The organism is Alteromonas sp. ABV4_150 (assembly GCF_056311745.1).
Genome location: NZ_CM149971.1, coordinates 1,085,122 through 1,100,447 on the forward strand (window position 1 = coordinate 1,085,122; position 15,326 = coordinate 1,100,447).

A 15,326-nucleotide genomic window follows, 5' to 3' on the forward strand; every position below is an offset into this window, starting at 1 on the left:
AAACTAATGCTATGAAGGTTTTAACTTCGGTCACATTGAGCAAGGTATTTAGACGCCTAACGTCGAGCGCATTCATTGCAGTACTATCTCCAGCACTAATTGGCTTATCGCTTAACGGCTGTGCACAGCAAAGCTTATCTACACATGTATATACAAGTGATACAGGTGGCAACGCGAAGCATCCTACATTTATAGAAAAGCAGCCTGCGCCAGGGACTAAACAGTCCGTATCAAGAGGGGATAAGCAGCCCGTATCAAGCACTAAGCAGTTTACTGTAGGCGCTGAACGCTATTCGAAATACCTGCACTTGCTAGCAGGTAAACGGGTTAGTTTAGTGGTAAACCAAAGCGCGTTGGTTTCGAGCCACAGCGCATTGCCTTCTAGCAAAGTTGAGCCTGAAGAGCGCGAATCAAGCAACAGCATGGCTACACAAAAAAATAAGATAAAGACAAGCCAGCGCAATCAGCATCTGCTTGATGCCCTACTTCAACGCAGTATTAATGTTGTAAGTATTATGTCGCCGGAGCACGGATTTAGAGGAGACAAAGGCGCTGGCGAAAAGGTAGATAGCAATATTGATGCTAAAACCGGTATACCTATTCACTCCCTTTACGGCGCAACCAAAAAGCCTACCCCCGACATGTTGGATGGCATCGATGTGATTGTTTTCGATATTCAGGATGTAGGCGTACGCTTTTATACCTATTTAAGCACCATGCACTATGTGTTGGAGGCGGCCTTTGCGCGTAATATCGACGTTATCGTGTTAGATAGGCCAAACCCTAACGGCCGCTATGTTGACGGCCCAGTACTTCAATCTGAATTTTCGTCGTTCATTGGCATGCATCCTATTCCCGTCTTACACGGTATGACCTTGGGCGAACTTGCTCAAATGATTGTGGGGGAACAGTGGTTAGATATTGACGTGAGCAGTTATGACAACGCTAAGCTTACCGTTGTCCCAGTGCAGGATTATCAACGCACTGCACATTATTCATTGCCCGTAGCCCCTAGCCCTAATCTGCCAAACGATTTATCAATACGCCTTTACCCAACGCTGTGCTTTTTTGAGGGCACCGACGTGAGTATAGGTCGCGGCACTGACTTTCCCTTCCAACTTATTGGCCACCCGTTTGTTGAATTTGGTAAAACCAAGATACCGGTAAATGCAAATAGTGCAGCGCCTCACCCTAAACATGAAAATACTCTGCTAAGTGCACATGTCTTTTCTTATGCTGATCCAACGATCTTTGAAGGCTCTGACTCTAAGCAAACAACTCACAAGCGCTCACCAATTAGTGGCTTAGATATCGCTACATTGATAGATGCCTATTCTCGTTTTTCTGAATATAACAAGATGATCAGCGCCAATGAAGCCTCTGAAGAAACCCTCTTTACTCGCCCAGATTTCTTCGACAAATTAGCGGGTACCGATGCGCTACGACATCAAATTCAAGCCAGTAAAACGCCTGCAGAAATTCGCCAGAGTTGGCAGAAAGAGTTAAGCAAATTTAGAGAAAAACGAAAAGCATACCTGCTTTACGAAGACACGGATTGATGTACAGACAAACGTCTTTAGCCTTGAGGATTTGAGGTTTCTTATCAAGGTAAATGTGGAAGAGGCGTTAGCGATGCCAAACTTAGCATACAACATGTAAGTAAACACTCACACCCACATAAAAACAGGTTTATTGGAAGCTAAAAAAGTTAGTAAAAACTAACCTTCTTCATTTTTTGTTTTTACCAAAGCTGCGAGCTGAGCTTCAGCGGTGGCTTTTTGATGTTTAAGCTCATCTCTGCTTTCACCGTCACTCTCAGCGATTTTTGCATCAATATCGGCGATCGTCTGCATTAGCGTTTCTTTACTTTTTTCTTTTTGCTCGGCCTCTTCAGCTTTGTCAAAAATAACGTCTTCAGGGGATGCTTCTTCTTGTTTAGTGTGTCCAGGCGATTTAGCTATCATTTTCAAACCGTCGGGCTGGGGGCGTTGATTCATAAAGCTAGGAGAAACAATTTCAATATCGGCATTATGCAAAGCGTCGAGTACGGCTTTGTGAAGCCTTGAGCGCGCGCTCAGCAAACTCTTCACTTCAGTTAGTAGACCTGAAATGCGATAACTTACTGAAAAGTCGCCTAACCCAACTACTTGTACAAATGGCTCTGACAGCTGGGCATTTTCAGCTGCAACAAGTAAGTGCTTTTCAATAATGCTGTGATGTATATCGTAACCTAAGCTGATATCTACACTAACAATTGCGCCAGACGCTCTGGTCACAGAAACGGGCGAATTCACCATCAGCGTATTGGCAAAGGCAATAAGCTCTCTGCTCTCAGTCTGAATTTCTACATCGAGCAAGCCCATTTCGGTAACGCGACCGCTGTAGCCTTCTACCTTGATAAAGTCACCCACTTTAAACGGACGATTTACACGAAGTACGATCCCCGCCATCAAATTCCCTACCATGGTGGTAGAAGAAAAGGCAATCACACCTGATATAAGTACGCCGATAAGTGCAATAACCTGATTTCTAGTACTCTCACTTACAGGAAGTGCCATTGCAATGACAACCGCACCAATGATAGTAAGTACCAACATTCCTACTTGGCGAGGTAACTTCTGATCACTGGTAAGGTGGCTCTGCTTAGCTAACAGAAAGTAATGCAGTGTAATGAGCGTACTCAGAACCAAAGCGACAGCGATGAGAAGTGGCACAAATGGGAATAACGCACTCAATACCGTATCGACTAATGAAGTTTGCGTAGCGCCTGATGTATTTGTTGTATTCACGGTAACTCCTTTTAAAATCGCTTTTGAAATGGCTTTTGAAATGGCTTTTGGCTTGGCTCTTTGTTCGCACTTAAATGGGCGATATCTTTGGTTTTGGTCTCTGCTTTCGCGTGGCCACCTATTTCAACGAAACAGGTGAACGTCCCTCAGCGAGCGCGCTACCAAGTAATACCTCAACCAAAGCATTAAGGCTATAGCTAGTAACGTGCTGATTTTCATTGTCAGTTTGCTGTGAAGTGTTCACTGCATAATTAAATGTAGCAATAGCAACATCGGCTAGCTCTTTCACGTCATGCGCTTTATATGGCATGCGCAGTGGAGCAAAGACCACGGTTTTATTCTGAGCTTTCGCAGCAACCATTATTTTTTTGCTAAATGCCATCACCTCAGTCTCGCTTGCGCGTCGTTTCACATGCTCAGGTAAATCGACTCCTCCTAATTCATAGTTAGCATGTAGCGGGCTGATATTACCAACCACTAGCACGTCAGCTTGTTTTAGTAGATTTATTGCTAATTGGGCTTTAGGTAACGCAGTTAACGGCAAACACGCAAACTCCAGAGTCTTATTGTTGAAGTTGGGACGTGCGCGTATAAGCGCGGCTTCAAATGCTAAACATCTTGCTGCGTCTGGCATAAGCGCCAACCATCGATTTGAAGTTATTGGCAACTCATCCTTCCCGAAGAGTACAGATACCGACGATTTGGAAAGCGCTTTCTCAATTTGAATTCCTCGGTTTTTCAAACTGTTAGGGTTATTCATTGAAGCATTTTCTTTCGCTTCATTGAGCCACCATGACATGGGCTTGGAAATAAAACTTTGCAAAGCAAAGCGCTGTTTTGCCTTGATAATACGATTATGAGACGTTTTCAAGAAAGCGCTTTCCAGCATTCGATTTGCTGCATTATCCAAAAGTAACGCGAACTTTTTTACATCGTCTTGGGTTCTTATGGTGAACGGCATAAGCGCAATATCAGCGCCTGCGCTGAATGCACTAACTAATGCATCTTCATGAGAGAAAAACTGAGTAATACCTGCCATATCTAGCGCGTCGGTAACGATAAGCCCTTGATACCCTAATTGGTTGCGAAGCAAATTGCTTAAGATCTTCTTCGACAACGTAGCAGGAACTATTTGCGACTTACCATGCTTATCAATAATTGTCGTATGGTCTAAAGACGGGTACTGAATGTGTGCACTCATTACCATTGCAGGAGGCGTTGCACTATTAATGATATTCGCAAAAGGAAGGATGTCACCCGCCATTGCTTGCGCTTTGCTATGTGTTACTTGCGGCAGGCCACTGTGGCTATCTACATGGGTGTCACCATGGCCTGGAAAATGTTTGATAGCACTCATTACACCTGTACTTTGCATAGCACTGACAAATGTCTGCCCGAGTGCGGCTACCTGCTCTGGATTTTCCGAAAAACTGCGTACATTAATAACAGGGTTCTTCGGCTCGCTATTTACATCAACCGACGGCGCAAAATTGGTGTTTATTCCCAGCGGTAAAAGCGTTTGGCCAATATGCGATGCCACACTTTGCGCAAATGCGCTGCCTCTCTGATGAAAAGTGGCGCCAATGGCCATGTTACCCGCAAACGGCGAGAGCATGTCTGAAGGCAACCTTGCTACTCTGCCCCCTTCTTGATCGACAGCAATAAACAATGGCTGACGACCTGCTTTTACCATATGCTGCTGCATGGTGTAATTGAGCGTAATTAACTGCTCGGTATTTTGAATGTTCTCTGAAAACAAAATAACACCGCCGATGTTGTGCGTACTAAGCACATTTAAAAGTGACGGTGGAATTACGGTCATGGGTGTACGGCAGCGCGAAGACGGCGTATTGTCTTCACAGAAATAGCGAAAATCCAAAATGATTTTTTGCCCTAGCATGTTTTTTACAGCGCGAATTGTTTCGCCATCAGCGCTGGGCTTAGGATTATTCGAAGCGTTAGCACTTCCAGATTGAGGGGTTGCGCTAGCAGTAAATAGTGAAGCACTTAATAAAATGAGTATGCCTGACAAAATAGAGCTAAGGCCCATCAATGAAGCACGCTTTTTACAAATAACTTGCTGGAATAACAATGTTTATCTAATCCTTGGTAACACGAAGCACAATACGGTACGCTAGCATAAATGAGAGAAGCATGTTCGCCAACTTTGAACTGTATTCACACCTTCTCTTACGCGTTAGTTTATATAATTTGCTACGTGAAAAGACATACCTGTAGGGCACGCTGAACTTAAGAAAAAGATCTAAAGCAGCAGGTCCTAAGCACACATAAATTTAAGTTTGGAAAGAAGTATGGATTGGATGTCAGTCATCCCCCCTCTTGTGGCTATTGCCGTCGTTTTTTGGAAAAAAGAAGTCATTTTAGCATTGGCGCTAGCCGTTCTGTCTGCCGAAGCCTTAATTCTGGTAAATGCTGATATCGCAACCAGCTACATGGCCCCGATTAATGCCATAGAGCGCGTGGTTGATACCGCCGCGAGTCCTGGCAATACACGGGTGCTTATTTTCTCTGTACTAGTGGGCGCGTTGCTCGCATTTATACGTGACTCTGGCGGCGTAACGGCAACGGTCAACTTTCTAGTAAACAAAGGGGTAGCGAAGAGTCGCAAACAAGTTGGCGGCTTGACCATGTTCACTGGCATCGCTGTATTCATAGAATCAAACTTAAGTGTGCTCACTGCCGGCATATTCGCCCGAGGGTTGTTTGACCGTTTCGGCATGAGCCGCGCGCGCTTAGCTTATATTATAGATTCCACCAGTGCGCCCATTTGTATTTTGATTTTATTGAACGGCTGGGGCGCATTTATACTCAGCCTGCTCGATGCATACGAGCTACCAGCTTCGTCAGCCTCAATTTTATGGGGCAGCGTATTTTTTAACTTTTACGCTATCTTCACCTTACTTATTGTGGCCTACACTATTTCCGCTGACAAAGTGCATGGCCCGATGGCTGAAGAAGAAAAAGCACTCACGCAAGTAGAGGTTAACCAAACTACGGAACCTGCCACCAAGGCACGTTTCATGTTAGTACCGCTGATAATAATGGTATTAAGCATGGTTGGCTTCATGTTCTGGACAGGTAATGGCGTATTGTCTGAAGGCAGCGGGAGCAAATCTGTACTTTACGCTACGGCTTTAGCCACTGCTATTGCATACGGGTTGCTGCTCGTACACAAACGTTTTACCCATAAGGAAGCGGTAGAAATTGGTTTTAAAGGGATGGGTGAACTACTTCCTCTAGTAACCATAGTGTTACTGTCGTTAACCTTAGGCAATAGCCTTAAGGTGCTTGGAACAGGCGTGTTTGTCGCGGGCATAGTGGGGGAGTATCTTCCTTTAGTGCTTATTGTTCCCATGCTATTTATTGCCGGAGCGATCATGTCGTTTACCACAGGCACGTCATGGGGCACATTCGCCATCCTAATTCCTATTGGTGTGCCGCTGATTCAAAGTTTAGGGTTACCCCCTTCACTGGTCATTGGCGCTATTTTGGGGGGCGGCATATTTGGTGATCACTGTTCACCTATTTCCGACACTACTGCCGTATCTTCGCTAGCAGCAGGTACTGACGTATTAACGCACGTTAAAACTCAGTTTCCCTACGCACTATTTGCGGGCGCACTTACCCTTATTGCCTATTTTGTAGCAAGCTTGATCATGCTTGGTTAATGCCGTTGATTAAAGTTTGCTGGAAGTCAGTTGCTAATCACAAAGGTTTAGCAATGTCTGTAACAAGGAGTTTGTAATGAAAAAGCGGATAGCTAACGTCGGGTTTATCTCGGTAATAGTGGCATTTATTTCAGTAGTGGCAGCGTGTTCCCATGCGCCAAATCCCCCTCTTGATAACGCTAGCAACAATACAGTTGGGCTTAGCCAACAGGCCGTTGCCATGCCTGACAGCTACAGTGCCGATGCTGCAATGCAGGTACTCCAAGAAGGTGGAAACGCAATTGATGCTGCTATTACGGCACAGTTTGTATTGGCTGTTACTCTACCTGAGGCAGGCAACGTAGGTGGTGGCGGCTTTATGACAATAAAGTTTGAAGATAACACCGACTTTTTAGATTACCGTGAAATGGCACCTGAAAATGCCCATCGCGATATGTATCTTGACGAGCAAGGTAACGTAAAACCGTATGAGTCTTTGTTTGGGGCTAAAGCGTCTGGCATTCCTGGTACCGTTGCTGGTATGTGGGCCGCGCACAAAAAATACGGCACAGTGGATTGGGAGCGTCTACTCGCACCAGCCGTTGATTTGGCCGAGCAAGGTTTTGTGGTTCACGAGAAGCTGGCTAATAACATTGATCACTATATTGAGCGTACCAAAGAAGCAGCTATCAATAGCAACTTTAGCGAGTATTTTGCACACGCTAAAGCAGGCACTACCTTCAAACAGCCAGAGCTAGCGAAAACGCTTAAAGCTATTCAGCAAAAGGGAAAGGATGGCTTTTATAAAGGCGATGTAGCAAAGCATATTGTTGATTTTATGCAGCAAAACGGCGGCCTTATTACCTTTGAAGACTTACTGGCTTACAAAGCCGTGTGGCGCAAACCTCTTCACCTAAACTGGCAAGGTTATGAGCTGGTGACCGCACCTCCTCCAAGCTCTGGTGGTGTTGCCGTTGCCCAGTGGATTGGCATGCTAGAAGCCTATGACGCAACGCACGATTTGCCAGCGCAAAACAGTACTGAATACATTCACGTTATGTCAGAAATTGGTAAGCGCGTGTTTGCCGATCGCGCTGAATACATGGGCGATCCTGATTTTGTTAGTGTTCCGGTAGAAGCGCTCACTGACGCTAACTATATTACTCAACGCGCAGCAGATATTCAGCCTACCAGTATTTCTGATACCCCAAGCGTTAAGCCTGGTTTAAAAGAAAGCGAAGATACAACACACTTCTCCATTATGGACAGATGGGGTAACGCGGTTGCTAATACAACGACCATCAACCTCACTTTTGGTAGCGGTGTTGTTGTAACTGGTGCTGGCTTTTTGTTGAATGATGAAATGGACGATTTTAGTGCTAAGCCTGGCGTGCCTAACTTCTTCGGCGCAGTGGGTGGTGAAGCAAATGCTATTGAACCTTACAAGCGCATGCTGTCTTCTATGACGCCAACGCTGGTCACTAAAGACGACCAAGTGGTACTAGTAACAGGCTCTCCTGGCGGCACTACCATTATTTCGTCAGTAACTCAGTCGCTATTGAATGCCCTGCTTTACGATATGAGCGCTGAAGAAGCCGTGAACTCGCCACGTTTTCATCACCAGCTTTTGCCCAAAGACACCATTCGTATGCACGACGGGTTTACAGAGGCAATGGTAAATGAGCTTAAAGCAATGGGCTATACCATAGATAACCGTCGCTTTGGTGATGTGCATTTAATTAAGCGTACTAAAGAGGGTGTAGAAGCCGCATCTGAAAAAAGCGGCCGGGGTAAAAGCCTAATTCAGCCATATTAGTACAACCTTATTAGCACAGGGCTCTTAGCTGAGCCTCAAAAGTAGAGCCACATTAGCTGAGCACCATTAGTGGTGCTATAGAGGCTCAGCGTTAATAGTTGAGCCTTGAACAAGGTACAAGCTGAAAACTACAGCAACAGCGTGGTGTCGATAGGCACATACTTAGACGCTACTTTTTGAATACTTTCAGCCGTTAATGCAGGAACACCGTACACCGTTACGGTTTTCACTTTTGCTTTAAGGGCGTTCACAAGAATATCGAAATCGCCATCGCCCGACACCAAAATGATCTCATCAACATTGTCGGCGTGTTCAAGTGCATCTACTGTTATACCTACATCCCAGTCACCTTTCGCCGAGCCGTCAGCACGTTGAATGAAAGGCTTTAACTTTACTTCAAATCCAATAGCACGAAGAATGTTTTGAAATTCACGCTGCTTGCTGTCCCCCCTGTCTATGGCGTATGCGAAAGCATGGGCTATATCCAAGTTGTAGGTAAGTTCACGCCAAAACTGGTTGTAATTAAAGTTACGTTTGTACGCCTGACGGCAGGTGTAATACACGTTTTGTACGTCTACCAGCACTAATGCTTTATTCAAAACCACCCTCTTCTTCGGTTTACTCGGTTATTGTTTTCTGATGTTATAGCCTTTTGATAATAAAACCAAAAAACCTGATGATGAAATTTATGCGCAAGGCGCACAACTACCTGGGCTTAATTCTGTTTGCTCAAATAGGCCTATGGTTTATAAGCGGCTTGGTTATGGCTTGGTTACCCATAGATGAAGTAAGAGGCAACCACTTAAAACACGCCGTCACAACGTCGTGGCACAAAGTTACGGTTACCCCTTCCGACATTTTGCGCCGCCACAGCAGCACTGCGGTGCTATCACTCACCCATCGCATAAATGAAGTAGGCCATGCTGACCCAAACACGCTTGATGCTATTCCTGTTTATCATGTCGTAGATGACAACATTGCCTATCGCTACAGCGCATTAACAGGTGGAGCTTTGCAAACCATGCAAGAAAGCGCTATTCGTAAAGCAGCAAAAGGGCAATACGCAGGTACTGGCGATATTGGTGAGACTCAGCTATTAAGCGTTTTACCTCAAGAGGTGCAGAACCTGTCTGCGCCATTATGGCAGGTAATTTTCGATGACGACCTTAATTCGCGGTTTTATATCGACCCAAATACAGGCAGTGTTCTGCGCGTGCGTACCGACACATGGCGGCTGTTTGATTTTATGTGGATGTTGCACATCATGGATTATAAAAACAGAAGTAACTTTAACACGCCGTGGTTAATTGCTTTTTCGGGCAGCGCCTTTTTATTCACTCTTACAGGTGTTGCGCTTTTATATCAGCGCTTCAAACCGAAAAAGAAGAAGCGCTAGCCCAGAGCCTGTAATCTTTAACGTACTGACTTTGGTCTAGATGGAAGTCTTTTAAAGCGCTTAACAATGCTGCCCACAAAGAGAGCTGCGCTACAGGTCGCTAACAAAGAGTAAAGACCCTTAATATTATGTAGCGAAAAGCTGGGAAATATCTGCGAACGCTTTGAACTCTAGCGCGTTGCCGAAGGGGTCTTTAAAAAACATAGTGGCTTGTTCGCCGGGCTTTCCTTTAAAGCGAATATAAGGTGCGATAACAAACTCGGTATTGGCAGCCTCTAATTTACTTGCCAGAGCTTGCCAATCGTCCATGGTTAGCACAACGCCGAAGTGCGGCACCGGCACGGCATGATCGTCTACCCCGTTATAAGCAGGCGGCGACGGCATGGCCTCTACGCAGTGCGTTACTAACTGATGGCCAAAGAAGTTCCAATCTATCCACTGGGTGTCACTGCGGCCCTTTTCACAACCCAACAACTCACCGTAGAACGCTTCTGCGTCGGTTAAATTAGTGACCGGAATGGCAAGATGAAAAGGTTGAACCATGGAAACTCCTGTTATAAAAACTTCTTAAGCAACGACAGCTTAAACTTAGAAAACGGCGCATAACGAAAGAACACGTCGAGGGCGAATGAACGTTTCATTACTGTTTTAATATGGCTGAATGTATCAAAACCTGCTTGACCATGATAGCTACCCATGCCGCTATTTCCTACGCCACCAAACGGTAACTCAGGGTTAGTCATAAACAGCATAGTGTCGTTAGTACACACACTTCCTGAACTGGTTTTGCTGATAATATTATCAAGCACATCGTCCTTATCACTAAATGCATAAAGTGCGAGTGGCTTAGGCCTGCTGTTCACAAACTTAATGCCCGCCTCCATGTTGTCGACAGTGATAATAGGTAGAATAGGGCCGAAGATCTCTTCTTTCATTAATGGGCTATCTAGCGATGGCTGCAGTACAAGGGTAGGCGCCATGGCTGGACGAGATTCATCTAGCTCGCCGCCATACACCACATTGACGTTTTCAAGGTAACTTTCAAGACGCTTTAAGTGACGATGATTAACGATATTGCCGTAATCTCGTGACGATAAAGGTGCTTTGCCGTATTGCTTTTTCAGCTCTTTTTTAACCGCATCAATAAGCTTTTGCTCAAAGCCCTTTTCAACAATGACATAGTCAGGCGCAATACAAGTTTGGCCCGCATTCATCCATTTACCCCACACTAAACGGCGCGCGGTGACAGCAAGGTTTGTGTTTTTATCAACAAAGCAAGGACTCTTACCGCCAAGCTCAAGGGTTACTGGAGTTAAATGTTTGGCCGCGGCGCTCATGACAATTTTGCCCACCACTTCACCACCGGTGTAAAAAATATGGTCCCATTTGCAGGCAAGTAGCGCCGTCGCTTCATCTTTACCGCCTTCTATTACGGCAACGCATGAATTATCCATATATTGGGGTATAAGCTTAGCCACCAGCGACGAGGTTTCTTCAGCCAATTCAGAGGGTTTCAATACCGCACAGTTGCCCGCTGCAATAGCGGCGATGTAAGGGGCAAGCAATAACTGAAGCGGATAATTCCACGCTCCGATAATAAGTACAGTGCCAAGGGGCTCAGGCTTGCGAAAGCTCTTACCTGGCCATGCCACCATGGGCGTTGATACTTTGCGTGGCTTTGCCCATTTATCCAAATGCTTAAGCGTATGCTTGATATCAGAAAGCAGAAACCCTTGTTCCGCTACCATGGCTTCGGTCTTACATTTGCCCAGGTCATTTTTAAGGGCCTGCAAAATGTCGTGCTGGTTGTCTTTCAGTAAAGTTTCTAATGCCTTTAACTGGCTTTTACGCCACTCCAAGGACTGGGTTTTCCCTGTATCGAAACTGTCGTTAAGCTTGTGAACAACGTCAACGAAACACACGCCAGTTTCCACTGCGTGAAGAGAAGGTCTATTTGGCATAAGAAGGCTCCGATAGCATAACACCCAGTGCAACAATTCGATGGCTCATCTTAAGATTGTTGTCGGGCAAAGCAGCGCAATAATTAACTGATACTATCTTATATTAATAGGGATGTTCGAAGACAACGCAACTAAATTGTTAATTAATGTTTAATGAGCTCGTATTTTAGGTGCAAGTGGCTGACGTTACACTTAAGAAGTATAAACAGTTAACGTTGAAGCAATAACAAGATTATATAAAAGTAAAAGGTCGAAAAATTACAAACAAAAAAGCCCAGTAAACACCGGGCTTTTAAACGTATTTAATGTAGCGCTATTACGCGTCGTAAGGGCTGCGTAGAACGATAGTCTCGTTTCTGTCAGGGCCTGTTGATACGATATCAACCGGCACACCTGTTAGCTCTTCAAGACGCTTAATGTAGTTTTTCGCCGCTTGTGGTAGCGCTTCAAACTCAGTTACACCAAAGGTGTTATCTGTCCAACCCGGCATTTCTTCATAAACTGGTGTCACTTTTTCGTAACCGTCAGCCGCCATAGGTGGAACGTCTTTCACGTTACCGTCTGCATCTTTATAGCCTACACAAATTTGAAGGCTTTCAAGACCGTCTAGTACGTCAAGCTTAGTTAAGCAGAAACCTGTAATAGAGTTGATTTGTACTGCGCGTTTCATCGCAACTGCGTCGAACCAACCCGTGCGGCGCTTACGACCTGTGGTCGCGCCAAACTCGTGACCTTTAACACCTAAGTGTTGGCCTACTTCACAATCTAGCTCAGTAGGGAAAGGGCCTGAGCCTACACGCGTGGTGTATGCTTTTACAATACCCAATACGTAATCTAGCTTAAGCGGGCCAAAACCAGCGCCCGTTGCTACACCACCAACGGTAGTGTTTGACGACGTAACATAAGGATAAGTACCGTGGTCGATGTCTAGAAGTGTACCTTGTGCACCTTCAAACATAATAGGTAAGCCAGCATTGTGTGCTTTGTCTAGTTCGTCAGTTACATCAACAACCATTGCTTTAAGAATGTCAGCAACTTCCATTGCACCTTTTAAGGTTTCGTCAAAGTCTACTGCTTCTTCGCCATAGTACTGAGTAAGCGTGAAGTTATGCACGTCTAGCACTTCTTTCAGCTTTGCTGCGAAGTCTTCTGCATTAAACAAGTCGCCAACGCGTAATCCACGACGGGCTACTTTATCTTCATACGCTGGACCGATACCACGACCCGTTGTACCAATTGCTTTTGCGCCGCGGGCTTTTTCGCGCGCTACGTCTAGTGCAATGTGATAAGGAAGAATAAGCGGACAAGCTTCACTAATCTTTAATCGCTCGCGCACTGGAACGCCACGCTCTTCAAGCATAGTCATTTCTTTCATTAGTGCGTCAGGGCTTAGCACAACACCGTTACCAATAATACAGGTAACATTATCGCGTAGGATGCCTGATGGGATTAAGTGAAGTACGGTTTTTTCACCGTCGATTACTAGAGTGTGACCTGCATTGTGTCCGCCTTGGTAACGAACAACATATTTTGCGCGATCAGTGAGTAGGTCTACGACCTTGCCTTTACCCTCGTCACCCCATTGAGTGCCGAGTACCACAACGTTCTTTGCCATGAATCATATGTGTAAGAAAATTAGGCGGGGATTCTACAAAATTCTAGGGCAAGGATCATCTCTTTTTCGAACAAAAATACGACTATTTTATTTTTATTTTTGAAATCACAAAGATGACCCACTGCCGCTTGAGCCTTTTTGAAATAAGGCTTGGCTTCTTATTTTTCAGCACAAACATTCTAAGACGCTAATTTTTAAAGCTTTCTAAACATTACCTGGTAAAAAAGCTGAACAGACGGTCTATCGCAGTCTGCACTACGCCCATTTATATAACGTTTTGCAATTATTCGCGGGCATTGGATGCTTAAAAGCCAATGAGGTATTCAAAGGGCTGAAAATATACCTCTGAATGTTGAATACAGGTTTAAGAGCACACTTTTCAGTCAACGGTAAAGTCGCGCTCCTTTTCGTACTATGTATTATGGTAAAGCGTGTGGCAGTGTTTGATGAGGTCCGTTTTCACGCCTCTTAATGCCTAGATCTGGGCGCTAACTCAACTGAAATAAAACAGAAGTAGTGCGCCTATTATCACAAGGGTTCCGCCAATTTGACGCAACTGATTACTCGGTTGCTGACTAATTTGAAGCAAATAATTGCGCCACTTATTCGGAAAAAGCAGTGGCCCTATGCCCTCTATGATTAGTACCAAAGCGAAAGCGGGTAGTAGCCACTCCATAAATTTATCCTTAAAACCGTGTACTGTTAATGAGCGCGCAACATTTTGCGCTACCTTGCCTGCAACGAATTAAGTCGCCCTTTAAGATATTTCCGACAGCACACTTAAATCAATGTATTCGGGGGTATGGTATAAGCCAAAACCAAAGCGTAATCGGTTACCTCTGAAGTCAGTAAGAATATGATGTGCTTTAAGCTTTGAAGCAAGGGCTTTTGTCACATCGGCATTATCTAATTCAAAGGTAAGAAAATGACCACGATTCATTCCATTACTTACGGCTAAGTGTTTTTCATTGAGTAATGGATGATTGCAATCAGCAAGCTTTTGTAAAAATATTCGCTGCATACTCATTACGTAATCATTGATCGCTGCAACATCTAAACTATTTTCTTCAAACATGCGAAGTACAGCTCTTAACCTGTAGAGCGCTGTAAAATCCATAGTGGCACCGGCAAAGCGCATACCATCTAAGCTATATTGCACGTTATTTTTACCGCCCGTCTCGCGGGGCTTGTCTAACTCGCCAAACTCGGCAAACCAGCCAGTATACGTAGGTCTTAGCTTACAGCCCACCGGCACGTGGGCAAAGCATGCTCCCTCTCCCGCTTGTGCGTATTTGTAACTACCCGAAAGGTAAAAAATACGATGAGCGATATCGGCAAGGTCGGTAGGCTTTGCCATGAATCCGTGATAACCATCAACGACGACGAGGGTGTTGTCGTTAGCCACACTATCTACAATATCTGCAACATCATTTACCACATAGCCAGAATTGAAAAAGACCTGACTGAAGAAAAGTAACTCAGGGTTGTGTTCGGCAATAGCCGCCTTAAAGCGTGAAGAAAAAGTGTGATAAGGCTTGGTAGGTACGGTAATAAGTTCTATTGCACCCTGCTCTTCTAGTCTGGTCGCTTGGCGCTGGAAACTGTGAAACTCACTGTCTGTCGAGACAACTTTGTAAGGTGCAGCATTATCGATACAGCTCATAATACGATAAAGCAATTCATGAGTATTTGGTGCAAAAACGATCTGCTGAGGCGCGCCAGTATTCAGTATTTTGCTAATACGCTGCTGCAGTTCCGGTACTAAAGTTTGGAAAAAATACCCCCACTTTTCGTCTACGTATTTAGCACTATCATCCCAGTAGTTAAGCATTGCTTCGCGTGTGCAGTCTGGCCAAAAATAATGGCTGTGACACGCATAATGCTGCTTACCTTTGTTAGCGTTGAGAAATCCCGTATAAAACTGCTGATATGCCATGCTTTATTGCCTAATATAAAAACCGCTTAAACCCTATCAAACTTCGATGTGTTTCGCATGAATCTGCGTCTCCAGTAAAACATTTATTTACAATTTAGGTGTAAATAGTTTTGCCCAAATCAACGTGCTTAATGATAATCCTTAA

Annotated in this window: 12 protein-coding genes; 4 read left to right on the plus strand and 8 right to left on the minus strand. The window is 44.8% G+C overall.

What is annotated here, in order from left to right; translation table 11 throughout:
• Positions 1 to 11: 11 nt before the first annotated feature.
• Complete coding sequence (locus tag ACYX4M_RS04705; RefSeq protein WP_476082094.1) at positions 12 to 1,559, plus strand: exo-beta-N-acetylmuramidase NamZ family protein; 1,548 nt, start codon at positions 12 to 14, stop codon at positions 1,557 to 1,559.
• 159 nt (positions 1,560 to 1,718) lie between these two features.
• On the opposite strand, the gene ACYX4M_RS04710 is transcribed toward ACYX4M_RS04705, so the two are convergent.
• Both ACYX4M_RS04710 and ACYX4M_RS04715 read right to left on the minus strand, forming a co-directional pair.
• Positions 1,719 to 2,789: a mechanosensitive ion channel family protein gene (locus tag ACYX4M_RS04710; protein WP_476082095.1), complete on the minus strand. Its 1,071-nt coding sequence runs from the start codon at positions 2,787 to 2,789 to the stop codon at positions 1,719 to 1,721.
• Between the two features lie 118 nt (positions 2,790 to 2,907).
• The gene (locus ACYX4M_RS04715; protein WP_476082096.1) at positions 2,908 to 4,881 is read right to left on the minus strand and encodes a glycoside hydrolase family 3 N-terminal domain-containing protein; all 1,974 of its coding nucleotides are present in this window, start codon (positions 4,879 to 4,881) and stop codon (positions 2,908 to 2,910) included.
• Between the two features lie 220 nt (positions 4,882 to 5,101).
• On the opposite strand from ACYX4M_RS04715, the gene ACYX4M_RS04720 reads away from it, so the two are divergent.
• Positions 5,102 to 6,478 (plus strand): Na+/H+ antiporter NhaC family protein, encoded by a 1,377-nt coding sequence (locus tag ACYX4M_RS04720; protein ID WP_476082097.1) that lies wholly within the window; start codon positions 5,102 to 5,104, stop codon positions 6,476 to 6,478.
• A gap of 76 nt (positions 6,479 to 6,554) precedes the next feature.
• Entirely contained in the window at positions 6,555 to 8,273 is a 1,719-nt protein-coding gene (ggt, locus tag ACYX4M_RS04725) for a gamma-glutamyltransferase (protein WP_476082098.1), read from the plus strand.
• A gap of 128 nt (positions 8,274 to 8,401) precedes the next feature.
• On the opposite strand, the gene ACYX4M_RS04730 is transcribed toward ggt, so the two are convergent.
• Positions 8,402 to 8,872 (minus strand): LabA-like NYN domain-containing protein, encoded by a 471-nt coding sequence (locus tag ACYX4M_RS04730; RefSeq protein ID WP_476082099.1) that lies wholly within the window; start codon positions 8,870 to 8,872, stop codon positions 8,402 to 8,404.
• A gap of 89 nt (positions 8,873 to 8,961) precedes the next feature.
• Here ACYX4M_RS04730 and ACYX4M_RS04735 point away from each other — a divergent pair, with 89 nt between their 5' ends.
• The gene (locus tag ACYX4M_RS04735; RefSeq protein ID WP_476082100.1) at positions 8,962 to 9,669 is read left to right on the plus strand and encodes a PepSY domain-containing protein; all 708 of its coding nucleotides are present in this window, start codon (positions 8,962 to 8,964) and stop codon (positions 9,667 to 9,669) included.
• A gap of 126 nt (positions 9,670 to 9,795) precedes the next feature.
• Here the strand turns inward: ACYX4M_RS04735 and ACYX4M_RS04740 are convergent, their stop codons facing one another.
• The 5 genes from ACYX4M_RS04740 to ACYX4M_RS04760 all read right to left on the minus strand — a co-directional run bounded on the left by ACYX4M_RS04740 (position 9,796) and on the right by ACYX4M_RS04760 (position 15,181).
• Complete coding sequence (locus tag ACYX4M_RS04740; RefSeq protein WP_476082101.1) at positions 9,796 to 10,212, minus strand: VOC family protein; 417 nt, start codon at positions 10,210 to 10,212, stop codon at positions 9,796 to 9,798.
• Between the two features lie 11 nt (positions 10,213 to 10,223).
• Positions 10,224 to 11,630: an aldehyde dehydrogenase family protein gene (locus ACYX4M_RS04745; RefSeq protein WP_476082102.1), complete on the minus strand. Its 1,407-nt coding sequence runs from the start codon at positions 11,628 to 11,630 to the stop codon at positions 10,224 to 10,226.
• A 316-nt stretch (positions 11,631 to 11,946) separates the two neighbouring features.
• Positions 11,947 to 13,245 (minus strand): adenylosuccinate synthase, encoded by a 1,299-nt coding sequence (locus ACYX4M_RS04750; RefSeq protein ID WP_025256721.1) that lies wholly within the window; start codon positions 13,243 to 13,245, stop codon positions 11,947 to 11,949.
• 493 nt (positions 13,246 to 13,738) lie between these two features.
• Complete coding sequence (locus tag ACYX4M_RS04755) at positions 13,739 to 13,921, minus strand: DUF2065 domain-containing protein (RefSeq protein ID WP_071816877.1); 183 nt, start codon at positions 13,919 to 13,921, stop codon at positions 13,739 to 13,741.
• Between the two features lie 81 nt (positions 13,922 to 14,002).
• Positions 14,003 to 15,181 carry an aminotransferase class V-fold PLP-dependent enzyme gene (locus ACYX4M_RS04760; protein ID WP_476082103.1) on the minus strand — a complete coding sequence of 393 codons (1,179 nt, stop codon included), beginning with the start codon at positions 15,179 to 15,181 and terminating at the stop codon, positions 14,003 to 14,005.
• Positions 15,182 to 15,326: the final 145 nt, after the last annotated feature.